Origin of the sequence: Streptococcus cristatus, from assembly GCF_008369405.1 — a bacterium.
GTDB lineage: Bacteria > Bacillota > Bacilli > Lactobacillales > Streptococcaceae > Streptococcus > Streptococcus cristatus_G.
Window position 1 is genome coordinate 94,714 of sequence record NZ_VSJJ01000007.1, and the last position, 22,592, is coordinate 117,305.

Here is a 22,592-nt window from a genome sequence, read left to right on the forward strand (position 1 = left end):
CAACTCCTTTGGGCAATATAGCCATTAAACCACAGAAAAGTCAGTCCACTAAATGAACTGACTTTTAAATCAACATTTACCAAAACCAACCATCATTGTCGTTGATAGGTTCAGCTTCTTTTATCTTGCGAGGGCCGGTCCCGTACATTTCTTCTTCTAGATCTTCCTTATAGGGCATAACCATGGTCAGCAAGACATAAATCAAAATCCCCAAACCAAAATTCACAACTGTAAAGATGATAAACAGGAAACGCAGCAAGCCAAGATCAAAGTTAAATTTGTCGGCCAGTCCGGACAAGACTCCTGAAATCACTCGGTTTCTTCTCAATTTATAAAACTTAGTTTTCATGATGATTGACCTCAACTATCATTCTTTCTTTTATTTTATCATAGCGAAAGGACAAAAAAATCAGCCTGAAGGCTGATTCTGCATATGTTAGTATTTAATTAGGTCAATCTCCGTTCAATTTCTCTTTTAGAAATGCCAATCTGCCTCTACAGCGACCGCAACGGTATTTCTGAAGATTTACTCTACGTCTGCGACGGATAAGCACTCCGCAACTCAAGCATTCGTAGATGAGAAAGGCTTGCGAGTTGGACAATGAAGGAGCGTAACGCAGACCATCCACCTGCTTGAGTAATTCTTTAAAATCCCTATCTCCATGGCGGTAACCTCTACCCTGATAATAGAGGTGATAGTGAACCAACTCATGGCGGACAATTTTTCGAAAGGTCTCCAGCCCAAAAGTTTCATAGATTTTTGGGTTAAAATCCAGATGGCCATCTTTGGGAAAGAAGCGTCCTCCAGTCGTACGAAGCCGATTATTCCAAAAAGCTTGGTGGTGGAATTCCCAGCCAAAATCTTCCAGCGAAACTTGCTTAACGTAGTTAGTTAGATTCATTTGGCGCTATCAGAGAGAGGTTGACCTTCTCCCGCTCCACATCCAGCTTATCCACCCAAACAGTGACCAGATCACCGACTGACAGGACTTGACTTGGATGCTTAACAAAGTTTTTACTGATCTTAGAAATATGAATAAGACCGTCTTCGTGGATACCGATATCCACAAAGGCTCCGAAATCGACGACATTGCGGACAACGCCTTCCAGTTTTTGACCAATACGTAGGTCCTTGATATCTAAGATATCCTGCCGTAGCACTGGCGCGTCAAAGGAATCTCGCAAATCCCGACCAGGCTTAAGCAAATCAGCAATAATATCTTTGAGGGTTTCTTCTCCCAAGCCTAGCTCTGCAGCCAAACTAGCAGTCTGCACTGCTTTTAATTTGGCTTGGGCTACTTCATCCAAACTGCTGATTTCCAGACGCTTAAAGAGCTCATCCACTGCCTTATAAGACTCTGGATGAACGCCTGTATTGTCTAGCAAGTTATCACTTTCGGGAATACGCAGGAAGCCGGCTGCCTGTTCAAAAGCCTTTGCGCCCAGACGCGGCACTTTCTTGATGGCCTCACGAGACCGAATCAAGCCTTCCGTTTCTCTGTACTTGACAATATTTTCTGAGATAGTTTTATTAAGACCAGCTACGTGAGACAGAAGGGCCGGACTGGCGGTGTTGATATTGACCCCGACTTGGTTAACCACGGTATCCACGACAAAGTCCAGACTTTCAGACAGCTTTTTCTGGCTGACATCATGCTGGTACTGACCAACTCCGATGGACTTAGGATCAATCTTAACCAGCTCTGCCAAAGGATCTTGCAAACGGCGAGCAATGGAAATAGCTGAGCGCTTTTCAACCGTCAAATCTGGAAACTCATGACGAGCCAGTTCACTAGCAGAGTAGACAGATGCTCCGCTCTCATTGACGATGACATAGCTGACATTTGGATGAGATTTCAACACTTCTGCTACAAAGGCTTCGCTTTCTCGGCTGGCCGTTCCGTTTCCGATGGCAATAATTTCCACGCCAAACTGCTCAATCAGATCTGATAACTCTTTCTTAGAAGCTTCAATCTGAGCTGGCTTTGCTGGCGCTACTGGATAGATAACATGAGTCGTCAGCATCTTGCCTGTCGCATCCACAACAGCCAGCTTAGCCCCTGTCCGAAAGGCTGGGTCAAAGCCCAGTACTACGCGACCTTTGAGAGGGGCGATCAGGAGGAGATGACGGAGATTCTCTGAGAAGAGCTGAATCGCTCCATCCTCAGCAGCCTCAGTCAGCTCGGTCCGAATACGGCGCTCCATGGCTGGAATGATTTTCTTTTTAACCGCTTGCTGAATAGCTTCAAGAATATAGGCATTTTTCACCTTGAAGCGTACTTCAAAGAAACGCAGAATTTTCTCAATATTGTGCTCAAAACCAACCTTGAGAATACCTAGCTTCTCACCACGGTTAAGAGCCAATGTCCGGTAGCCTTGCATGGTCGCTACTTTTTCAGAAAAATCATAATAAATCTGGAAGACCTGCTTTTCATCCAAATCACCATCTTTGAGACTAGATACGATAGAAGAATTGGTCTGAATCTCATGGTAGGTCCAAGCCCGCAGCTTGGTATCTTCAGAAATCGCCTCAGTCAGAATATCCACAGCCCCAGCAAGAGCAGCCTCTGCTGTCGGAAAGGCTTCACTGGTAAGTTTCCCAGCTTCTTCCTGCAGATTAGGCACATCCTGTAGGATTAAGCGAGCCAAAGGAAAGAGACCAGCTTCACGCGCAATAGTAGCCTTGGTACGACGCTTCTCCTTGTAAGGCAGATAAAGCTCTTCCACATCTGCCAGCTTTTCAGCAGCTTCAATCTCAGAGCGCAGAGCATCCGTTAGTTTTCCCTGCTCCTCAATCTTAGCTAAGACCGTCGCTTTACGCTCCGCCAAAGCAGTCATGCTCTTATCTAAGTCAATGATCGCCTTAATCTCGACCTCATCTAGATTTCCTGTCATTTCCTTACGGTAACGAGCAATAAAAGGAATTGTATTTCCTTCAGCAGTCAGATCTAGGACCTGTGATACTTGGCTTTCTTTAAGGCCCAATTTCTGGGCTATTTTTTCAATATTTAAATTTTCCATAACGCTTCTATTATATCATAATATGAAGCTGAACAATCTATAAAGACTAGTTTAATCCATCTTTTTCTTTCTTGGATAAATCCGCTGTCTCAGCTCCATCGTGGCTGAAAATATCATTTTTTTTCTTTTGGTAGTATAATAGAATTATTATTTTAGAAATGAGGTACTTTTATGGCTGTTAAATTTACTAAAACAGACGATTTAGACAAGATGTTCGAGGAATTTGCCACTCTACCCAAGCTTGAAAAAGTCGAATTTCCAGATGACAAAAAGAAAAAAGAAGCAGAAGACAAGGCTAAAAAAGCATGAGTTTCTTTTCTAACCTTCCTTCCAGTGTCTTACAGGCTGGAGCTATTTTTCTCTCCATTATCATCGAGGCATTGCCATTTGTTTTGATTGGAAGTATCATTTCTGGCTTTATCGAGGTGTATGTCACGCCGGACAAGGTTTATCGTTTTCTGCCCAAGAACAAATGGGCTCGGATTTTCTTTGGAAGTTTAATCGGTGTTGTCTTCCCTTCTTGCGAGTGCGGAATTGTTCCCATTATAAACCGATTTCTGGAAAAGAAAGTTCCCAGTTACACGGCTGTGCCTTTTCTGGTAACGGCCCCAGTCATCAACCCTATCGTGCTCTTTGCGACCTACTCAGCCTTTGGAAATTCCTTCCGAATGGCTCTGCTGCGTGCTTTAGGTTCTATGGTCGTGGCTATTCTTTTAGGGATTTTTCTGGGCTTCTTTGCAGACAGCAATATTCAAAAAGAAAATCGCAAAGCGGTTCATGAGCATGATTTTTCTCATCTCAGCAAAGGACAAAAGCTTTTTCAGGTCTTTGTGCAGGCCATTGACGAATTTTTCGATACCGGTCGCTATCTGGTCTTTGGCTGTCTCTTCGCCAGCATAGTACAAGTCTATGTCCCAACCAGAATCCTGACCTCTATCAGCTCGACACCAGCTGTTGCCATTCTTCTCCTCATGCTGCTGTCCTTCCTGCTCTCACTGTGCAGCGAAGCTGATGCTTTCATCGGAAGCTCCTTGATCGCTAGCTTCGGCTTAGCGCCAGTCTTAGCTTTCTTGGTCATTGGGCCTATGCTGGATGTCAAGAATCTGCTGATGATGAAAAACTACTTTAAGACACGCTTTATCTGGCAATTTATCAGTCTGGTTACCCTCGTCGTCTTTCTTTACTCTTGGCTTGTGGGGGTGGTGCTATGATTCGATTTCTAATCTTAGTCGGCTACTTTGAGATTACTATGTATCTGCAGCTGACGGGCAAGCTCAACCAATACATCAATCTTCACTATTCCTATCTGGCATACTTGTCTATGATTCTGTCCTTTATCTTGGCAGTCGTGCAGCTGATCATCTGGATGAAGAAGATGGAGGTTCACAGTCATTTAAGTACTCTCTGGGCCAAGCTAGGCAGCGTGCTGCTCCTTGTCATTCCGCTCTTTGTAGGAATTTTCTTTCCAACTGTAACCTTGGATTCGACAACAGTTTCTGCTAAAGGTTTTCATTTCCCGCTGGCTGAGGGAACTTCTGCAGCCGTCCAGCAGGACGAAGGCACAACCAGCCAATACCTAAAGCCTGATACCAGCACCTACTTTACCAAAGGGGCTTACGAAAAAGAAATGCGGGCAGCTGCCAAGAAATATGTCAAGCAAGATACCATTCAGGTCACAACCGAAAATTACATGGAGGTCATGGAGGTCATCTATGATTATCCCGACGAGTTTGTAGGCAAAACGCTGGAGTTTACTGGCTTCGTCTACAATGACCCCAGCGACCAAAAGAGCCAATTTCTCTTTCGCTTTGGTATTATCCATTGTATCGCTGACTCAGGTGTCTATGGACTCTTGACGACTGGAAATACCCAGCATTTTGAGAATAATACCTGGATTCATGCCAAGGGGAAACTTGCCATGCACTACCATAAAAGTCTGGGACAAAGCCTGCCAACTCTAGAAGTTGAAAGCTTTGATAAGGTAGAAAAACCGGACAACCCTTACGTTTATAGAGTATTTTAGAGTCAAACACCTGTGAAAATCCATTTTCATGGGTGTTTCTTTTATATGCAAGCCTTGCAATTCATTCTTTCCCTTTTACTAAGTTGTTATGACCAACTTTTATAAATTACAAGATCCTTGATTAAAGTTGCTATTTAACTTTTTTCTCTCCTCTCTTAGAAAATCATGCTACAATAATACTATCTCATTTGAAAAGGAGTTGTTTTTATGAATCAAGAAAAAGTAAAGAAACGAGATTTGCTTTCTATTCTGGCTGTGGCCTTAGTCACCTTTGCTGGAATTCTTTCAGAGACCAGTATGAATGTGACCTTTCCCCACCTCAGCAAAGTATTTGGTCTGAGCCTAGGAGTGCTGCAATGGATTACGACTGGCTATCTGCTGGCCGTCGCCATCACCATAACTTTAGGCGCAACTCTAGCCCACAATTGGACGGAGCGTCGCATCCTCTTTACCTCGCTTGCCATCTTTACCCTTGGTAATCTGATTGCTATGATTACCCCAGACTTTACTTTCCTTATGCTGGGACGGATCCTTCAAGGGGGAGCGACTGGGATTGCCATTCCACTTATGTTTAATCTCATCGTGGAGCGGATTCCTCGGCAGAAAATCGGATTTTATATGGGGTTGAGTGGCCTAGTTATCAGTCTGGCACCAGCCATCGGCCCGACCTACGGAGGCTTCATGATTGGCTCCTTCGACTGGCACATGATCTACAGCTTTATCATGCCAGTTCCCATCCTCTCTTTTTTGCTAGCTTATGTTAACTTGGAAAATTCAGCAGGAAAAAGCAATCGTCCCTTTGATGTACTAGGCTTTCTCTCGCTTGCAACGGCTCTTTCCTTTTCTCTGATGACCATCTCCAGTTTGGAAGGTGGCGATAGTGTCAATTGGCTCTATCTAGCTATTTTCCTCCTTTCCTTTGCCTTTTTTATCTGGCGGAGTCTGACTGTTCAAGATCCATTTCTAGACATCCGTATCTTGAAAGAACCAACGATTTTCTTTGGAATTCTACCTTTTCTGATCTTTCAATTTTCCAACCTATCCAGCAATTTTCTCATTCCCAACTTTCTCGTGCTGGTCAAGAATGTCTCAACCGCTCAAGCTGGATTTTCCCTCCTTCCAGGAACTATGATCGGGGCTTTCATGTCTCCTTTTCTGGGAAAATTATACGATAACAAAGGCCCTAAACTATCTCTCTTTGGCGGTAATAGCCTAGTCTTTCTCGTCATGATTGTCTATAGCTTCTTTACAAACTGGCTCAATCTCCCACTAATCTTAGGTTTTTATATCCTCTTTACTCTGGGCCGAAACATGGCCTTCAACAATACCATGGCCCTTTCCGCCTCACAAGCTAGCAAAGGAAAAATAGCAGATGTAACTGCCCTCTTTCAACTAGCTCAGACCTTCGCAGGCGCCTTGGGAACAGCAATTGCAGCCGTCCTGCTCAATCAAGCCCCCGACACCACAACTGGTGTCCACAATGTCTTCAGCCTGCTTTTAGTCCTAGTGGGTGGCAACTTTATTTTCTACTATTTCCTCTTTCGCGCTATCAAGAAGAAAAGCCAATCCTAAACTCGTATCCCGACTTTCCCTCGGGGTATTTTCTTTCCACCAAATCCGAATTTTTCAAATACAATTTTTCTGAAAATTGTGATAAAATAGAAACAATCACATTTAGATAGGTAATAGATATCATGTCTTCAAAAGTTATTATTACAATTTTCGGTGCCAGCGGAGACTTGGCTCAAAGAAAGCTTTATCCTTCTCTCTTTCGACTTTATAAATCTGGCAATCTTTCGAAACATTTTGCCGTAATCGGAACTGCCCGCAGACCTTGGAGCAAGGAATATTTCGAGTCGGTCGTTGTCGAGTCTATCTCAGACCTAGCTGACAGTGCCGAGCAGGCTCAAGAGTTCGCCAGCCACTTTTATTATCAAAGCCATGATGTGCAAGATACCGAGCATTATATCGAATTGCGCAAGCTGCAAAACAAGCTTAACGAGCAATACCAGGCAGAAAATAATAAACTCTTCTTCCTTTCTATGGCGCCGCAATTTTTCGGAACCATTGCTAAGCATCTCAAGTCTGAGCAAATCGTTGATGGAAAAGGATTTGAGCGCCTGATTGTCGAGAAACCTTTTGGGACAGATTTGGCAACTGCCAGCAAGCTCAACGAAGACCTACTGGCAACCTTTGACGAAGAACAGATTTTCCGTATTGACCACTATCTGGGCAAGGAAATGATTCAAAAGATTTTTGCCATCCGCTTTGCTAATCTGCTGTTTGAAAATGTCTGGAACCGCCAATACATTGATAATGTGCAGATTACCTTTGCTGAAAAGTTGGGAGTTGAAGAACGCGGTGGCTACTATGATCAATCCGGTGCCCTCCGTGATATGGTGCAAAACCACACCTTGCAACTTCTCTCTCTACTGGCCATGGACAAGCCAAAAAGCTTTACCAAAGACGATATCCGAGCAGAAAAGGCCAAGGTATTTGAGCGCCTCGTTCAGCCAAGCGAGGAAGATTTGAAACGTTTCTTCATTCGCGGCCAGTACAAGTCTGGCAAAATTAACGGCCGAAAATACATTTCTTACCGTAGCGAACCAAATGTCAATCCTGAGTCTACTACTGAAACCTTTGCCTCTGGTGCTTTCTTCATTGATAGCGACCGCTTCCGTGATGTTCCTTTCTTCTTCCGAACTGGGAAGCGTCTCACCAAAAAAGGCACCCATGTCAATATCGTCTTCAAGCAAATGGACTCTATCTTTGGTGAACCTCTCAAACCAAATGTCCTAACCATCTATATCCAACCAACTGAGGGGATTTCACTCAGTCTCAATGGTAAGGAAGTTGGAGAACTCTTTAATCTAGCTCCGATCTCATTGGATTATCGGACAGATGCTACAGCTTCAGGAGCCTCTCCAGACCCTTATGAAAAACTGATTTTTGATGTCCTCAATAACGACTCAACTAATTTCAGTCATTGGGACGAAGTAAAAGCCAGCTGGCAGCTTATCGATCGTATCGAAGAACTTTGGAGTCAAAATCAAGTACCACTCCATGAATATCCTGTCGGATCTATGGGACCAGAAGCCTCCTTTGAGCTACTTGCCCAATTTGGAGCAAGCTGGCAATGGCAACCTGATAAAGAATAATACATGCAAAAAAGATTGGAACATTCTCCAATCTTTTTATACTTCTTAAACATCTGCTAGTCTTTCTACTATAGCCATTCCTTATAACGTTTGATATAGCAGCCTTTCACAAAGGTTACACTAACCATATAAAGCACGATAATCAAGAAAAGGAAAAGGAAATAGGTGCCATTGAGCGGGGCAGTCTTCAGAACTGACGCAAAGAGGCTGTATGGCAAGGAAGTAATAAAGAGCGCAGCTGCCATGGTCGTCACAATGACGGAAAGGGCGGGACGGCTTTGTACAAAAGGCAGTTTAGGTGAGCGCAGCATGTAGATGACCATGGTCTGGGTCCACATAGACTCAATAAACCAGCCTGTTTGGAAAAGAGTGATAAAAATTGCTGCCTGTTCAGTACCAGCTTGATAGCTGCCTCCTGTGATCATAGGCACAATAATAAAGTAAAGCACCAGATAAGTCAAAACATCAAAAACGGATGAGATAGGCCCGATCCAAGCCATAAAACGGGTAATAGAGCTAGCTGACCAAATATGAGGTTTCTTGAGAAATTCACTATCTACATTATCAAATGGCAGAGCGATACAAGACAAATCATAAACTAGATTGAGGACAATCAAATGAACTGGTGCCATAGGCAGAAAAGGCAGAAAAATGCTGGCAAAAAGAAGAGAAAAGATATTTCCAAAGTTGGAACTGACCGTCATCTTGATATACTTAGTCATATTGGCATAGACCTTGCGTCCCTCTACCAATCCTTTCTCCAGAACCATGAGATCCTTGTCCAGCAAAATGACATCTGCTGTTTCCTTGGCAATATCGACAGCTGTATCAACAGAAATACCAACATCTGCTACCTTCATAGAAGGCGCATCATTGATACCATCACCCATGTAGCCAACCTTGTGGCCATTGGCTTTGAGTTGAAGAATAATCCGGGCTTTTTGATCAGGAGAGAGCTTAGCAAAAACTGTCGTGTTCTCCACTGCCTGACTCAATTCCTCATCAGATAAGGCATCTACCTCCACACCTAGCAAGATATTGTCTACATCTAAGCCAACCTTTTCACAGACTGCCTGGGTTACCTTATCATTATCACCGGTCAAAATCTTAGTAGCAACGCCATACTCAGCCAAGGTTTCAATAGCTGGCGCTGCAGATGGCTTAGGTGGATCTAGAAAAGCTAGATAGCCCGTCAAGATCATATCGGACTCATCCTTCACTTCATACTCATAATCTTCTTCTAAGTCTGACTTGTAGCTAACACCAAGCACGCGCAACCCCTGCTCATTGAGTTGAGCCACTTCCGCAAGGATTTCCTGACGGATCTCCTCAGTCAGTTCTGTAATCCGATTCTTATATTCTACATAGCTAGAGATGGCCAGCATTTCCTCCAAGGCTCCCTTGGTCACCATGCTGATGACATCCTCATCATCCTTGACGATGACACTCATGCGGCGGCGTTCAAAGTCAAAAGGCAATTCATCAATTTTCTTAAAAGTTTGGTCTAGATCACGAACAATCTCATGCTTTTCTGCTTCTTTCTCCGTCCGGTTAATAATGGCCCGATCCATGAGATTTTTGAGACCGGTTTGATAATAAGAATTGAGAAAGGCACGACGGAGCACTGCCAAGTCCAAATCACCATGAATATCCAACGGGTATTCTAACACAATCTCGTCTTGGGTCAGTGTGCCCGTCTTATCCGTACAAAGGATATCAATAGCTCCTAGGTCTTGGATGGCATTCAGTTTTTTAATCACGACCTTTTCCTGAGCCATAATAATAGAACCTTTAGCCAAGCTCGCTGTGATAATCATGGGCAGCATTTCTGGGGTCAGGCCGACTCCAACGCTGAGGGCAAAGACACCTGCTTCCAACCAGTCGCCGTCTGTCAGGCCGTTGATGAAGAAGACAACTGGCACCATGACTAGCATCAGACGAATCAAGAGCCAGGAAATACTATTCATCTCGCGCTCAAAAGAGGTCGGCTCATCGTAGGTGTTCAGTGTCTGCTCAATGGCACCCATCATGGTCTCATCACCAACCACCAGGACCAGAGCCGTAGCTCTCCCAGAAATAACATTGGTTCCCATAAAGGCCAGCGACTCTGTTTCTAAAAGGCTATCGAAATTTTGCCCATCCGCCTTGTTCAGACAGAGCTTTTCTACTGCGTCACTTTCCCCTGTTAGGCCAGACTGTTGTACAAAGAAATCGCGGGAATCCAGCAGCAAGACATCTGCGGGAATCATGTCTCCAGCACTAAGCTTGATGATGTCTCCTACAACAAGCTCATCAATCGGAAGTTCCTGCTCTGCTCCTTCTCGAATTACCGTAGCTGTATTGACAATCAACCGAGATAGATTGCTAGCAGCACGGTCGCTCCGCAATTCCTGAATAAAACGAATGCCTCCGGAAATCAGCACCAGAACGACAGTGATGATGGAAGTCGTTGGGTCTTCCTCACCGGGCTTGGCCAGCCAGACATTTGTCACTAGGGACACCAGAGCAATCACCAGTAAGATGACTGTAAATGGGTTAATAATAGACTCGTAAATTTTCTTGAAAATAGAGTCTTCCTGCCCCTTCGTAATGATATTTTCACCATAGAGGTCACGATTTTCTTCGACTTGCTCTTCTGTCAAGCCACGAAAGGAAGTCTTGTAAAATGCCAAAGTTTCTTTTACAGGAAGCTGCAAAGCTGCAACTAATCTTTCTTTTACTGTTTTCATTGGTTTCTCCTTTATGTATGATTGATAATTTTCATACACAGGGACCAATCACTTTATAAGGACAGAACGACACAAATCAGCGATTGGCTGTGTATGTGCGGTTCCGGATGATCGTCAATTTGCATCGTGCTGCTCCTTTCTTAGTTTATAAAAGCAGTTAATAATTCCAAGATGCCTGCAAGACATCAAAAGTAGCATTCATCTTCTGGGTCCACTCTTGCAAGTCGGGAAAATTTTCTCTCAAAGAATATCCAATGACTTCTTCGCGTAAATTCCACCAATCTACAAGAGCAACTACTTGGATTGTTGCAATATTTAAAGAAAGTCCCTGCTCAGTAGCCAACTTCTCTAATAGGGCCAAACTCCGGACATTTCTCTCTTCAATTTGCTGATGTCTGTCTTTCCACCAATGTTCTTTTTCATGAAAAATTTTTTCCGCAACCATCGGCATTGTATTTTCCAAGATTCCTTCAGCAACGGACAGTATGTTTAAAACGTGCCACTTCTCTATCCCATTAGGAAAAAGCGGAGTTTCCTGACCTAGCTCGTCTAAATATTGGGAAATTAAATCACTACCATACAACCATTCTCCATTGGAAGCTTGAAAAGCAGGAATTCTACCTAAAGGATTATCTTGATTGTGCGGTGAATTTTTGTCGAAAGCCACCTGAACCTTCTGAATATCCACTTGCTCCTCTAAATGATGATGTAAAATTGTAGCATAGACTTTACGCGCAAAAGGACTGGTACTAGAATACCAAAATTTCATTACTATTCCTCCTTCTTTTTTCTTAAGAGGCAGGCAATCAACTATTTGCATTCTTGAAATATTTTCAGCAAAAAAAGAATACCCTGCCAATTCTGGACAGGGTTGTTTGCATGTCAGGTTATTCGCTTCATTGTTTTAAACACAGATAAAACAAGCATTCACCGTTCAAGCTTTAACTCCATAAGGCGATGAAATGAGCTTAGTCTTGACCTTTGCGATCAGGACTGTTGACCAACGAGTAGTGTCTCCACTGCTTTGCGGTAGTCATCCGTATCCTTATGGTAGCCTCACCTACCGATTGACACTATTACTATACTCCTCTTTAGAAAGATTGTCAATAAAGAGAGCTATTTTTATTTTATTTTGGCAAAACTTCCGCAATCCGTCGACAAATCTCTTTAATCATAGTCTTCGGCGCAGCTGTATTGAGACGAGCATGTCCTTTGCCTTCTTGGCCAAAATCACTTCCCCGATTCAGGACAACCTTAGCCTCTTCTCGGAGCAAATGGAAGAGCTGGTCATCTGTCAGGCCATAATCTGAAAAGTCCAGCCAAATCAGATAAGTCCCTTGAGGCTTCATGACCCGCAGGCGCGGCGCTTCCTTGGCAAAATAATCAACAACAAAATCAATATTTTCTTCCAAGACAGCCTTGAGCTCCGTTAACCAAGGCTTGCCATAACGATAGGCAGCTTCTGTCGCTAGAAAACCAAGACCCGAAATTTCATGCTGATTATTGGCCAGTTGGCGCTTTTGAAACTTTTGTCGCAGGCTAGGATTCTCAATCACTGCATAGGAATTTTTAGTTCCAGCAATATTAAAAGTTTTAGTCGCACTGGCTAAAATCAAGCTAAAGTCCTTAAAGTCAGGTGAAACAGTATTGAAAGACTGGTGTTTATGTCCAAACAGCGTCAAATCTTGGTGAATCTCATCTGAAACTACGAGAACGCCGTACTTTTGGCAGAGACGACCAATCTTCTCTAAAACGTCCTCTTCCCAAACTCGACCACCAGGATTATGCGGATTGCAAAGCACGTAAATCTTGACTTCATTGTCTACAATGTCCCGCTCCAGCTGCTCAAAGTCAATCTGAAAGAGACCGTCCTGTTCTATCAGAGAATTGGTGATAAGCCGACGATCATTGAGCTTGACACTGCGGGCAAAAGGCGGGTAAACAGGAGTATTGATCAGAACGGCATCGCCTTCCTTGGTAAAGGCTTGGATAGCCGTTGAAATAGCAGGAACAACCCCTTCTATAAATACCAAGGCTTCCTTGTCAAAGGTGTAGCCATGCTCATCCCGCTCCCAAGCTAGAACGGTATTGATCAGGTCTTCACTAGCATAGGTATAGCCATAGACTAACTGATCCGCATAATCATGGACGGCTTGCTGAATTTCAGGCAGGACTTCAAAATCCATATCTGCAATCCAGGCAGGCAGGACTTGACTGTCTTTCTCTGCCTCTTTCCATTTATAAGTATGCTGACCAATCCGATTGGGTGCTGTTTCAAAGTTATAATTTCCCATATTAGTCCTCCAAGGCCACACGTAAATCGTCTACCAAATCTCGACTATCCTCAATTCCAATTGACAAGCGCAGCAAATCATCAGTCAAGCCATAAGAATGACGCACCTCCACCGGAATGTCTGCATGAGTCTGGGTCGTCGGATAGGTAATCAAGCTCTCTACTCCTCCTAAACTTTCCGCAAAGGTAAAGACTTTCAGGCTATTTAAGAGATGAGGAATCTTGCCTTCGTCCACAACTTTAAAGGAAATCATACCACCCTTGCCTGGATAGAGGACCTCTTTGACCGCAGGAGATTTCTTCAAAAAATCAACCACTTCTTGTGCATTCTGAGTAGAGCGCTCCATACGGAGAGCCAGTGTCTTGAGACCACGCAAAAGCAGATAGCTGTCAAAAGGAGACAGGACTGGTCCAGTTGTATTGAGATTATAGAATAGCTTGTCATAAATAGCAGCATCATTAGTCATGATAGCTCCGGCCAAGACATCATTGTGCCCACCCAGATACTTGGTCGCAGAGTGCAGAACAATATCTGCTCCATCCTCCAGCGGTCTTTGATAAATGGGGCTGTAGAAGGTATTGTCCACAATGACAGCTGCTCCTCGCTCATGAGCCGCTTGAGAAATGCGGGCAATGTCAAACTCTACCATAAGAGGATTGGTCGGTGTCTCGATATAGACAATATCTATATCCTCTGTCAGATTATTGAGTAGTTCTTCTTCAGTATTGGCATATGTAAAGGCAAAGCGCCCTTCTGCTTCAGCTTGGGCAAACCAGCGGAAAGAGCCGCCATAGAGATCCCGAACAGCCAAAACCTTGCTGCCGACCGGAAAGGCACTAAAGGCCAGCACAATAGCCGACATACCAGAGCTAGTCGCTAGAGCATAGTCCGCACTTTCGATAGCAGCCAGAGTCTCTTCCAAGCTAACCCGTGTTGGATTCTTGGTCCGAGTATAGTCATAACCTGTTGACTGGCCAAACTCAGGGTGCTGGTAAGTCGTTGAAAAATGCAAGGGGGTTGTTAAAGCACCTGTTTTTGTGTCTGTTTTCACTCCCGCTTGAGCCAACAAGGTATTTAATTTCCGTTCTCTCTCCATTTAACCGTTCCTCTTTTTTAAAATATTCTACCTTTCTATTGTAACATCTTAAGAAAGTCTTGAGCTTTTTTCTTTTCAAGAGCTAGCTATAGTCTGAAACTATAGAGTAATAATTCATAAAAAAAGAGTCGCTGAACGACTCTTCGTTTCTTATTTCATTCTTAATCGTTGGCGTAAACTATCTGCCTTTTGTCCGATAAAACGGTCTATGAGCCGAACCTTGAGAGACAGTACGATATAGACGAGCATTCCGACTCCTCCAACGGCAGCGACATAGATAAAGCTGTACATCCGATTAGTTGGCTGGAAGATAAAGCTTAGTAGATACTCGACAAGCAGAACCAAGATAACCATGGCAATTGTGAGAATCATACTCAACAGCAGACGCTTCAAGAGGTTCTTAGGATTCAAACCAACAACCTTTCGGATTTCTCTAAACATGAAGAAGATTGGCAGTAAAAGGCCGACGGTCGTTGAAATCAAGGGACCATAAGCATGGAAGAGATTGATCATCGGCACCTGCAGACTAAGCTTGACAAGAACTCCATAAAAGAAGTAGAGAATGGCTTTCTTGTTTTGGAACAGAGCTTGAATCATCGGAGCCAGAACTGTATAGGTGCTGAGAATGATCGTCTGCAACATAGCGCAGATGAAGAGCCCCAGTGCTAGACTATCTGGCTTACCATAGAAAACTGTATAGAGCGGACTAGCCACCAGAACTGCTCCCACTGTTGACGGAAAGATAAAGAAGAGCAACATACTAAGATTATCTTGCACTAGGCGAGCAGCCGAGCGAAAGTCACCCTTGACATAATTCTCGGTCAAGAGAGGAATCCCGACACCACCGATAGAAGTTGCCACCGCAATTAAAATCATGCTGATTTTATTCGGATTAGCTGAGAAGTAGGCGAATTGTACTAAGAGCTCTGATTTCGTGTAGTCGCTAATCTGGGTCATGATATTGATAAAGGTCGCCTGGTCAATAATCTGGAAAAGCTGAATAGCTGAGCCTGTAATGATAAAAGGTATGGCTTCTCGTATAGTATCCCAGAGGAGAGAACGGCCACTAATTCCCGCAGACTTTTTAGGCTTTCTCAAGATAGAGCGTAGCATACCCGTTTTTGCTAGATAGAAAAGTAAGACGAGCATGCTAGCTAGCATCCCGACAAAAGCAGCAAAAGTAGACTGGGTCACAGCCTCAACATAGTCGCCTGAACCAATTTTCATAATGAAATAAGCTGTCAGCAGCATCCAGATCACCCGAATCACCTGCTCCGAAATCTGGCTGATGGCATACGGTTTCAAATTGTTAAACCCTTGGAAAAAGCCTCGGATGACACTCATGGACGGGAAAATTAGCACAGCCCAAGACAAGCTCTGCATGACTGGAATTAGATCCGATCCGCCACCAGATATGGAGGCGAAAGTCGGTGCCATCAAGTACATGATGCCTGCAAAGATCAGTCCCAATGCCAACATGAACTTGAGAAACTCTCGAATGAGAGCAAAGCTATGCTCTTTCTTGTCAATGGTATTGTACTTAGCAACCTGCTTGGCCACAGCCACTGGCACTCCTGCTGTGGAAACCAGCAGGAACCAAGCATAGATATTGTAACCCATTGTAAAGAGACCATTGGCCTCCGCCCCATGCTGTCCCATCCAGATGTACCAAGGAATGATATAGACAGCCCCGAGAAGGCGGCTGATAAAATTACTAGCAGTCAGCCAGGCAGTGCCCCTTAGCATCTGTTGCTGCTGACTCGTTGTTTCTTGGCTCATAGAAAACCTCTTCTATTTGTTCTTCTTTTATTATAAACTTTTCCTTGCCTCTTGTAAAACATAGCCTTTAGGTTTACAATAGAGATATGATAAAAATTGAAACTATACTAGATATTTTAAAAAAAGACCAGAATTTTCGTGAAATCATCGCTGATGGACGCTACCACTTCAACTATCAGGGCTTAACCTTTGACAAGATTAGCTATGATAGTCGTCAAGCTGATAGCAGAACCCTCTTTTTTGTCAAGGGCGAGCAGTTCAAGCGGGAATTTTTAGAAAAGGCTGTAGCAGCTGGGCTAGGGTTTTACCTGAGTGAGACTGATTTCGAAGTCGGAATTCCAGTGCTTCTGGTCAATGACATCAAACAAGCCATGAGCCTCATTGCTATGGAATTTTACGGTCATCCAGAGCAAAAACTCAAACTTTTGGCCTTCACTGGTACCAAGGGCAAGACCACATCGGCTTATTTCGCTTATAATATTTTAAAACAAAGCCACAGACCAGCCCTGATTTCTACTATGAATACCACCTTAGACGGTGAAACTTTCTTTAAATCAACCCTGACAACTCCTGAAAGTTTAGACCTCTTTGAGATGATGGCTCAAGCTGTAGCCAATGGTCGTACCCATCTTATCATGGAAGTCTCCAGCCAGGCCTATCTTAAAAAGCGGGTCTACGGCCTGACCTTTGATGTAGGTGTCTTCCTCAATATCAGCCCTGACCATATCGGACCGATTGAGCATCCTACTTTTGAAGACTACTTCTACCACAAACGGCTCTTGATGGACAATAGCCGAGCTGTTGTCGTCAATAGCAGCATGGACCATTTCCAAATCGTAAAAGAGCAAGTCGCTTCTATGGAACACGATTTCTATGGAGCAGACTCCGTCAACAATATTCAGCAATCGCAAGCCTTCTCCTTTGAAGCGCAAGGAAAGTTGGCTGGTTCCTACGATATCCAGCTGATTGGTCGCTTCAATCAAGAAAATGCTATCGCTACTGGCCTAGCCTGCCTAAGACTTGGAGCTTCTTTGAAAGATATTCAAGCTGGTATTGCCCAGACACGAGTGCCGGGGCGCATGGAGGTCTTGACTCAGTCAAACGGTGCCAAGGTCTTCGTGGACTATGCCCACAATGGCGACAGTTTGGCTAAGTTGTTGTCCGTCGTACAAGAGCATCAAAAAGGGCAGACCGTTCTTGTACTAGGAGCTACTGGCAATAAGGGAGAAAGTCGACGCAAGGACTTTGGTCTCCTACTCAACCAGCATCCTGAAATCAAAGTTATTTTGACCGCAGATGATCCAAATCGTGAAGATCCGATTGCTATCGCAAAAGAAATTGCTAGCTACATCTCCTTTGAGGTGGACATGATTGCTGACCGAGAGGAAGCGATCAAAAAAGCCCTCAGCCTGACCAGTGCTGAAGGCGATGCAGTCATCCTTGCTGGCAAGGGAGCAGATGCCTACCAAATCATCAATGACCAAAAGGTTCCCTATCCTGGTGACTACGCACTGGCAGAAAAATACATATAAAAAGGACTCGAAAGTCCTTTTTATTATCCATTCCACATCACTAAGACGTAGAGCAAGCTGCTACCCACCATATCCGCAAAGGCGTGTGCCAAAAAGAAAGGTAGTAAGTTTTTAACCTTGTATTTATAAAAGAAATAATAGAACAGACCGAAGACCACGCCAATCAGAAAAGCAGAGACTAGCCCCTGATAGGTATGGACAGAAAAGCGAACCAGCGTTGAAAATGCTAAAACCCACCATTTGCTCTCTTCTTTCACCGATGTGAGCAAGCCTAAGAAAAAGAATTCCTCATAGACACCATTGAAGAGAGAATAGAGAATGACGACAGGTCCCAGCGCAGCTAGTTTACGAAAAACTTCGACAAAGGTCCAGTCGATATGCTGCAAAATTTCTAAGTCGAAATAATTATAGGAACCGACTAAAGCTGCTATCAGATCAGAAGTCAGACCGACAACCGCAAAAATCAAGGGCGCCCAAAGAATAGACCAAGACAAGCGTAGTTTCAGCTGTTTAAAATCATAATGACGGATACCTAGATAGAGCAGAGCCAGCACCAGCAGGAAAACTTGCAATTTCAAATTACTCAGTAAAGCCAAACTTTCATCTTCAGGTCTGGGCACGATTGCTTGTCCTACAGAGCTGGACATAGTAAGCCAATTTATTGTTGAGGAATAAATAAATTGACCAAACATAATAGCGGCTAAAATCAGCATATCGAACCATCTAAGGTTCTCCAGTGGTTGCTCGGGATAGATTTTTTTCAACATTGTCATTCTAATTCCTTTCCCAAATTCTATATACTACTATAGCACAGAATATGGCAAAATAACAGGTGGGGCTGTCTAATTTTTCCCTCATTCTAAAAAATATCAGTCTAATTGGAACATTAGGCGTTCCTTGTCAAAGCTAGCCTGCAACTCATACTTACCAGCTTCATTCTGACGAATGTAACCTAGAATCACCAGACTATCGACAAAAATGTCTCGGCGCTTCTGCAGGAGCTCATCCTTTCGGACATACTTGAGGAGGAAAGTCGTCATATACTTAAGGGCATACTCTGGATTCACATCTCCCAAAATAGCATAAAGGGGCTTCTGGGCTTCAGACAGCGGATACTGTCGTTGCATTTTATAGAAATAATTAGACAAGGTCAGTTTATCTCTCTGAAAATCGGTCTTTTCCAGTAAAATAGCGGCGTTTGTCTGATTGGCAAGCTGAGTCTCAAAGCGCAAATTCAGTAATTCCTGATAAAACGGACTATCATCTCGGATAAAAACTTCCTGATCCAAAGATAGATTTTTTAGTTTCTCCAAAAGCGGGACTTGCTGATAATAGCGCTTATTCTCCCGCCGAATATAGCCCGCCTTGATACATTCCTCCATGAAGCGATCTAGATTGAGAAAGCTCGCAAACTCACGTTTGATTTCTCTTAAAATCACATCATCCTGCTGATCCAGATAATTGATTAGTTTTTCAAATAAGGGCTGTCGTGTCAGCCGAGTCGGATTGAGAATTTTAATCATGGAGCTCTCCTTTATAGATAAGCTTGGCTGATTGAGCCAACTGACTGGGATTGGTTCCAGGATGTCCTACAGGCACTGCTAAGCCCAATTCCTCATAGTAAGCCTGCCAAAACGCAGAAACCACATTTTCACCATCAGCAAACTGCATGGGAATGGTCTTAAAAATTGGCATAATCTGAGCAATATATTCCGAGCAGTAAAATCCCTCGCTCTCAGCATAAAAACTAACATTATAAGGCTTTCCAAGATGGGATTTGGCTTCTTTGAAGGCGGCAGAGGCATCTATCTCTGGATAAGCAAAGACATGATAGATGTCCTCTTCTTCCAAAAACTGGCTCAAGGGTTGATGGGTCACTCCCTTGTCCTGCGTCGCATGGTAAACCTCACCATCAAAAAAGATACCCACATGGCTATAGGAGCCCGTTGCTGTCCGAATTGCTGCTGCCATCTCAGATTGCCCGACTGTGAACAATAGATCACCATTTTGTAAATCTTGAATCTTCATTTCTCTCGTCTATCAAAAAAGGAGTCGAAACTCCTTTACATATGCGGAAAACCAGTGTTTCCTATTTTGAGCTGCCACTCAGGAAATTAAGCATTAAAGCTTTCAGTCAACTGAGGTACCACTTGTTTCTTACGTGAAACGGCACCAGCCAAGAAAGCATGGTTATTTTCAAGTTTGAAGTTGAAAGCTGCTTCTACCTTGTCCATGTTTGCGCCAATTACAAGGATTTCTGAGTTTGAGTTGATAATGTCTGTAATCATCAAAACAAAGTCAGAATAACCATTTGCTTCATTAGCTGCTTGCATTGCTGCTTCGATTTCTGCTTGGCGTTCTAAAACTTCAGAAATATCAACAGTGTTGACTTGGGCTACACGGACATTGTTTCCGTTGAGTTCAAAAGTCTTGGCATCAATGTCAATCAATTCTTCAGCAGACTTGCTGGCCAAGTTTGTACCAGCCTTCAGCATAGCGAGACCGTATGCTTCCAAGTTCACACCGGCTAACTCAGCCAACTCAGGAGCAATATCCTTATCACTTGGGTGTGTCGTTGGAGATTTCAAGAGAAGTGTATCTGAAATCAAACCAGATAACATCAAACCAGCAAGCTCTTTAGGAACAGCTACACCGTGTTCTTTAAACATACGGTAAACGATAGAAGACGCTGACCCAACAGGTTCCAAACGCATGTAAAGTGGGCTTGCAGTTTCAAAGTTAGCTACACGGTGGTGATCCACAACGCCATAAACTTCCACTTCAGCAATATCTGAAACAGATTGTTGGAATTCGTTGTGGTCAGTCAAGATAACTTGCTCTGCACCTTCCGCTTTAGCAGATGTGATCACGCGCGGCGCTTCTACTCCAAAATAGTTCAATACAAAGGCTGTTTCTTCATTTGGAGTCCCAAGAGCTACTGCTTCTGTATCCAAACCGTAAGCTGTTTTTGCAAGATAAGCAAAGGCTACAGATGACCCAATGGCATCTGAGTCTGGATTTTGGTGACCGAAAACTAAAATTTTAGACATGATGAACCTCTTCGTTTTTAATAATATTTATTCCACTTATTTTACCACAATTATGGATATTTCACAAAAGGAGAAGGATATTTTCTTGAGAAAAATTGTAGTATCAGCTTGGAAGCAAAAGCTGATCAGTCAAAAAATAATGGTCCAACCTGACCTCTGATAGAGGACATTCCAAACTAGATAGTTTCCGCATGAACTGCGATAAAACCCAACTATAAAAATACTTGTCTTATCATTTTTATTTCCTGTGAAAGGAATTTTTTTCCTAAAAATAGCCCTATCATAAGATAGGACTGAAAAATTTATCAATTTAGCGATATAGGCGGTTGTCACCACTATTTAAGTGACTGTCTCTTCTCCCGTTTAGCCAAGAGAGGTAAGATGACGCCTAAACTAATCAAGACAATCGGTGTCAAGATATTTGTCATCAGAGAGAAGCGCCAACCAGCTGGATCAACCGCATAGTCTACTTTGGGAACCATCCCTAAAATACAAGCAAAAGCTGTGAAAAAGAAGCACCAAGCTCCGATGATAAAGCCAAATTTTGGATTTTTAGTAAGTTTGTATTCCGCATCCTTGTATTTCTTCCAAGCTTTATTGAGCAACATATAAGCTACAAATACCCAAAGATAACGCATCGGCATAACGATGGAGTTAAGATTAGTCATCCATTTAACCAGACCATCAATTTCCTTGATTCCAAAGATTGGTAGGACAATCAAGAAACTTACCAAAATCCCTGTCAGGATATAACCGTTAATCAGTACACCTTTTGATGTCCGTTTGCGTAGCCAGCTTGGAACAAATTCTTCGTCTGCATTATTGAGCAAGATTTGTAGAGGCGCGTCAATTGAGAAGGCCAAGGCCGCAATCTGTCCGACCATATTAGTCAGGGCATAGATGACTACCAGTACATTACCTACACCCCAGTAGTTACCCAGCATTTGGAAAGCTTGATAAGCACCGTTGCGCATCAAATCTTCAGGAATATTGCTACCGTCAAAGAGCATACCCATAGCCAGAGAGCCTAGGATAGCAGAGGCACCAACCATGATAGCCATGACAATCATGCCCTTTGGAAATTCCTTAGCTGGATTGCGGGTTTGGTTAACGTAAGGCGAGATTTTCTCAGCCCCACCGACCGCAAAGACCAAAAGTGAGATAGTTGTAAAGTATGAAAAATCAAAATTAGGAATATAAGTGCTGAGCTTGTCCATATTAGCCGTAGCAAACTGCATATCCGGCTCTATAAAAGGCGCACCGACCGCTAAGAGAACAAAGAGGAAGGACATAATCAACATGGCACTTCCAGCCAAGCCCCCAATCACTTTAAGTGTGGACAGCCCCTTGGTAGACAAGTAGAGGAAGGCGCCGAAAATTAGCAAGCTAAGAATAACAATCCAGTGAATATCAAGACTGCTCAAAAAATTGCCATTTCCTTGGATAGCCCATCCTAAAGGAATCAGAACTCCCTGTGGCTTTTGAGCCAAGTAGGGAATATGCACCACCCAGTAAGTCCAAGCCGCAAAATAAGCCAAGCGCTTGGTAGAAGTCTTCTCCACCCAGTCGCTGACACCACCTCCGCTTTCCTTGAAAGTCGAGCCTAGCTGCCCCACGATGAGGGCATAAGGAATAAAGTAAATGGCCAAGATAAGAATCCAAGAAACAACGACCGAAATCCCTTGTTGGGAGTAGTTGTTGACCACATTTCCCAGACCCCAAACCATATTAAAGGCAATCAGGGACACCATCAGCCAAGTCAGCTGGTTCTGATCTTTTTTCATCATTCATCTCCTTTGAATATAAAATAAATAGCTACATAAAATTATACCATGTTTTTATATTTTTGTAACCGTCTTCAGCATATTTTGTCCAAAAAAAGAGCTACCCGTAGGTAGCTCAAATTCTAT

The 22,592-nt window shown here is 43.4% G+C and carries 19 protein-coding genes and 1 riboswitch; of the genes, 6 read left to right on the forward strand and 13 right to left on the reverse strand.

The annotated features are described in order from the left end of the window. Positions 1–76: 76 nt before the first annotated feature. The 3 genes from FXF62_RS07330 to FXF62_RS07340 form a co-directional block, all read right to left on the reverse strand. A complete protein-coding gene (locus tag FXF62_RS07330; protein ID WP_149518247.1) occupies positions 77–349 on the reverse strand; it encodes a PspC domain-containing protein in 273 nt (90 codons plus the stop codon). Positions 350–452: 103 nt separating this feature from the next. Next, positions 453–902 (reverse strand): SprT family protein, encoded by a 450-nt coding sequence (locus tag FXF62_RS07335; RefSeq protein ID WP_149518248.1) that lies wholly within the window; start codon positions 900–902, stop codon positions 453–455. After that, complete coding sequence (locus FXF62_RS07340) at positions 889–3,021, reverse strand: Tex family protein (protein WP_149518249.1); 2,133 nt, start codon at positions 3,019–3,021, stop codon at positions 889–891. The genes FXF62_RS07335 and FXF62_RS07340 overlap by 14 nt, the downstream gene beginning before the upstream one ends. 171 nt (positions 3,022–3,192) lie before the next feature. Between FXF62_RS07340 and FXF62_RS07345 the strand changes: the two genes are divergently transcribed. The 5 genes from FXF62_RS07345 to zwf all read left to right on the forward strand — a co-directional run bounded on the left by FXF62_RS07345 (position 3,193) and on the right by zwf (position 8,202). After that, entirely contained in the window at positions 3,193–3,330 is a 138-nt protein-coding gene (locus FXF62_RS07345) for an SPJ_0845 family protein (RefSeq protein ID WP_125373709.1), read from the forward strand. Further along, positions 3,327–4,232 (forward strand): permease, encoded by a 906-nt coding sequence (locus FXF62_RS07350; RefSeq protein WP_149518250.1) that lies wholly within the window; start codon positions 3,327–3,329, stop codon positions 4,230–4,232. Before FXF62_RS07345 ends, FXF62_RS07350 begins: the two co-directional genes overlap by 4 nt. Continuing rightward, positions 4,229–5,044 carry a TIGR03943 family putative permease subunit gene (locus FXF62_RS07355; protein WP_149518251.1) on the forward strand — a complete coding sequence of 272 codons (816 nt, stop codon included), beginning with the start codon at positions 4,229–4,231 and terminating at the stop codon, positions 5,042–5,044. The genes FXF62_RS07350 and FXF62_RS07355 overlap by 4 nt, the downstream gene beginning before the upstream one ends. Before the next feature lie 207 nt (positions 5,045–5,251). Beyond that, on the forward strand, positions 5,252–6,616 hold the full coding sequence (locus FXF62_RS07360) for an MFS transporter (RefSeq protein ID WP_149518252.1): 1,365 nt from the start codon (positions 5,252–5,254) through the stop codon (positions 6,614–6,616). A gap of 122 nt (positions 6,617–6,738) precedes the next feature. Further along, positions 6,739–8,202, forward strand: coding sequence for a glucose-6-phosphate dehydrogenase (gene zwf / locus FXF62_RS07365; RefSeq protein ID WP_149518253.1), 1,464 nt, complete (start codon positions 6,739–6,741; stop codon positions 8,200–8,202). A 68-nt stretch (positions 8,203–8,270) separates the two neighbouring features. On the opposite strand, the gene mgtA is transcribed toward zwf, so the two are convergent. The 5 genes from mgtA to FXF62_RS07390 form a co-directional block, all read right to left on the reverse strand. Beyond that, entirely contained in the window at positions 8,271–10,931 is a 2,661-nt protein-coding gene (gene mgtA / locus FXF62_RS07370) for a magnesium-translocating P-type ATPase (RefSeq protein WP_149518254.1), read from the reverse strand. A gap of 157 nt (positions 10,932–11,088) precedes the next feature. After that, positions 11,089–11,700 carry a glutathione S-transferase family protein gene (locus FXF62_RS07375; RefSeq protein ID WP_149518273.1) on the reverse strand — a complete coding sequence of 204 codons (612 nt, stop codon included), beginning with the start codon at positions 11,698–11,700 and terminating at the stop codon, positions 11,089–11,091. A gap of 150 nt (positions 11,701–11,850) precedes the next feature. Continuing rightward, positions 11,851–12,006, reverse strand: a riboswitch (M-box (ykoK) riboswitch). Positions 12,007–12,058: 52 nt separating this feature from the next. Further along, the gene (locus FXF62_RS07380) at positions 12,059–13,225 is read right to left on the reverse strand and encodes a MalY/PatB family protein (RefSeq protein ID WP_149518255.1); all 1,167 of its coding nucleotides are present in this window, start codon (positions 13,223–13,225) and stop codon (positions 12,059–12,061) included. Between the two features lies 1 nt (position 13,226). Continuing rightward, positions 13,227–14,321 carry a cystathionine gamma-synthase gene (locus FXF62_RS07385; RefSeq protein WP_149518256.1) on the reverse strand — a complete coding sequence of 365 codons (1,095 nt, stop codon included), beginning with the start codon at positions 14,319–14,321 and terminating at the stop codon, positions 13,227–13,229. 150 nt (positions 14,322–14,471) lie between these two features. Beyond that, positions 14,472–16,100 carry a putative polysaccharide biosynthesis protein gene (locus tag FXF62_RS07390; RefSeq protein ID WP_149518257.1) on the reverse strand — a complete coding sequence of 543 codons (1,629 nt, stop codon included), beginning with the start codon at positions 16,098–16,100 and terminating at the stop codon, positions 14,472–14,474. Positions 16,101–16,186: 86 nt separating this feature from the next. Here FXF62_RS07390 and FXF62_RS07395 point away from each other — a divergent pair, with 86 nt between their 5' ends. Continuing rightward, positions 16,187–17,632 carry a UDP-N-acetylmuramoyl-L-alanyl-D-glutamate--L-lysine ligase gene (locus FXF62_RS07395; RefSeq protein WP_149518258.1) on the forward strand — a complete coding sequence of 482 codons (1,446 nt, stop codon included), beginning with the start codon at positions 16,187–16,189 and terminating at the stop codon, positions 17,630–17,632. A gap of 23 nt (positions 17,633–17,655) precedes the next feature. Here the strand turns inward: FXF62_RS07395 and FXF62_RS07400 are convergent, their stop codons facing one another. From FXF62_RS07400 to FXF62_RS07420, 5 genes are all read right to left on the reverse strand, one after another. Next, positions 17,656–18,405: a CPBP family intramembrane glutamic endopeptidase gene (locus tag FXF62_RS07400; protein WP_149518259.1), complete on the reverse strand. Its 750-nt coding sequence runs from the start codon at positions 18,403–18,405 to the stop codon at positions 17,656–17,658. A 96-nt stretch (positions 18,406–18,501) separates the two neighbouring features. After that, positions 18,502–19,155 (reverse strand): DUF1803 domain-containing protein, encoded by a 654-nt coding sequence (locus FXF62_RS07405; protein ID WP_149518260.1) that lies wholly within the window; start codon positions 19,153–19,155, stop codon positions 18,502–18,504. Further along, positions 19,148–19,660, reverse strand: a complete 513-nt coding sequence (locus FXF62_RS07410) for a YiiX/YebB-like N1pC/P60 family cysteine hydrolase (protein WP_149518261.1) — start codon at positions 19,658–19,660, stop codon at positions 19,148–19,150. Before FXF62_RS07410 ends, FXF62_RS07405 begins: the two co-directional genes overlap by 8 nt. A gap of 86 nt (positions 19,661–19,746) precedes the next feature. Then, positions 19,747–20,682: a manganese-dependent inorganic pyrophosphatase gene (locus FXF62_RS07415; RefSeq protein ID WP_149518262.1), complete on the reverse strand. Its 936-nt coding sequence runs from the start codon at positions 20,680–20,682 to the stop codon at positions 19,747–19,749. 335 nt (positions 20,683–21,017) lie between these two features. Next, a complete protein-coding gene (locus FXF62_RS07420; protein WP_149518274.1) occupies positions 21,018–22,466 on the reverse strand; it encodes an APC family permease in 1,449 nt (482 codons plus the stop codon). Positions 22,467–22,592 lie beyond the last annotated feature (126 nt).

Excerpts from the sequence above, each read along its gene's own strand:
- FXF62_RS07375 (WP_149518273.1), bottom strand. The coding sequence starts at position 11,700 with ATGAAATTTTGGTATTCTAGTACCAGTCCTTTTGCGCGTAAAGTCTAT.
- FXF62_RS07360 (WP_149518252.1), top strand. The coding sequence starts at position 5,252 with ATGAATCAAGAAAAAGTAAAGAAACGAGATTTGCTTTCTATTCTGGCT.
- FXF62_RS07395 (WP_149518258.1), top strand. The coding sequence starts at position 16,187 with ATGATAAAAATTGAAACTATACTAGATATTTTAAAAAAAGACCAGAAT.
- FXF62_RS07350 (WP_149518250.1), top strand. The coding sequence starts at position 3,327 with ATGAGTTTCTTTTCTAACCTTCCTTCCAGTGTCTTACAGGCTGGAGCT.
- FXF62_RS07340 (WP_149518249.1), bottom strand. The coding sequence starts at position 3,021 with ATGGAAAATTTAAATATTGAAAAAATAGCCCAGAAATTGGGCCTTAAA.
- FXF62_RS07335 (WP_149518248.1), bottom strand. The coding sequence starts at position 902 with ATGAATCTAACTAACTACGTTAAGCAAGTTTCGCTGGAAGATTTTGGC.
- FXF62_RS07345 (WP_125373709.1), top strand. The coding sequence starts at position 3,193 with ATGGCTGTTAAATTTACTAAAACAGACGATTTAGACAAGATGTTCGAG.
- FXF62_RS07410 (WP_149518261.1), bottom strand. The coding sequence starts at position 19,660 with ATGAAGATTCAAGATTTACAAAATGGTGATCTATTGTTCACAGTCGGG.
- FXF62_RS07385 (WP_149518256.1), bottom strand. The coding sequence starts at position 14,321 with ATGGAGAGAGAACGGAAATTAAATACCTTGTTGGCTCAAGCGGGAGTG.
- FXF62_RS07390 (WP_149518257.1), bottom strand. The coding sequence starts at position 16,100 with ATGAGCCAAGAAACAACGAGTCAGCAGCAACAGATGCTAAGGGGCACT.
- mgtA (WP_149518254.1), bottom strand. The coding sequence starts at position 10,931 with ATGAAAACAGTAAAAGAAAGATTAGTTGCAGCTTTGCAGCTTCCTGTA.
- FXF62_RS07400 (WP_149518259.1), bottom strand. The coding sequence starts at position 18,405 with ATGACAATGTTGAAAAAAATCTATCCCGAGCAACCACTGGAGAACCTT.
- FXF62_RS07355 (WP_149518251.1), top strand. The coding sequence starts at position 4,229 with ATGATTCGATTTCTAATCTTAGTCGGCTACTTTGAGATTACTATGTAT.
- FXF62_RS07420 (WP_149518274.1), bottom strand. The coding sequence starts at position 22,466 with ATGAAAAAAGATCAGAACCAGCTGACTTGGCTGATGGTGTCCCTGATT.
- FXF62_RS07330 (WP_149518247.1), bottom strand. The coding sequence starts at position 349 with ATGAAAACTAAGTTTTATAAATTGAGAAGAAACCGAGTGATTTCAGGA.
- FXF62_RS07405 (WP_149518260.1), bottom strand. The coding sequence starts at position 19,155 with ATGATTAAAATTCTCAATCCGACTCGGCTGACACGACAGCCCTTATTT.
- FXF62_RS07415 (WP_149518262.1), bottom strand. The coding sequence starts at position 20,682 with ATGTCTAAAATTTTAGTTTTCGGTCACCAAAATCCAGACTCAGATGCC.
- zwf (WP_149518253.1), top strand. The coding sequence starts at position 6,739 with ATGTCTTCAAAAGTTATTATTACAATTTTCGGTGCCAGCGGAGACTTG.
- FXF62_RS07380 (WP_149518255.1), bottom strand. The coding sequence starts at position 13,225 with ATGGGAAATTATAACTTTGAAACAGCACCCAATCGGATTGGTCAGCAT.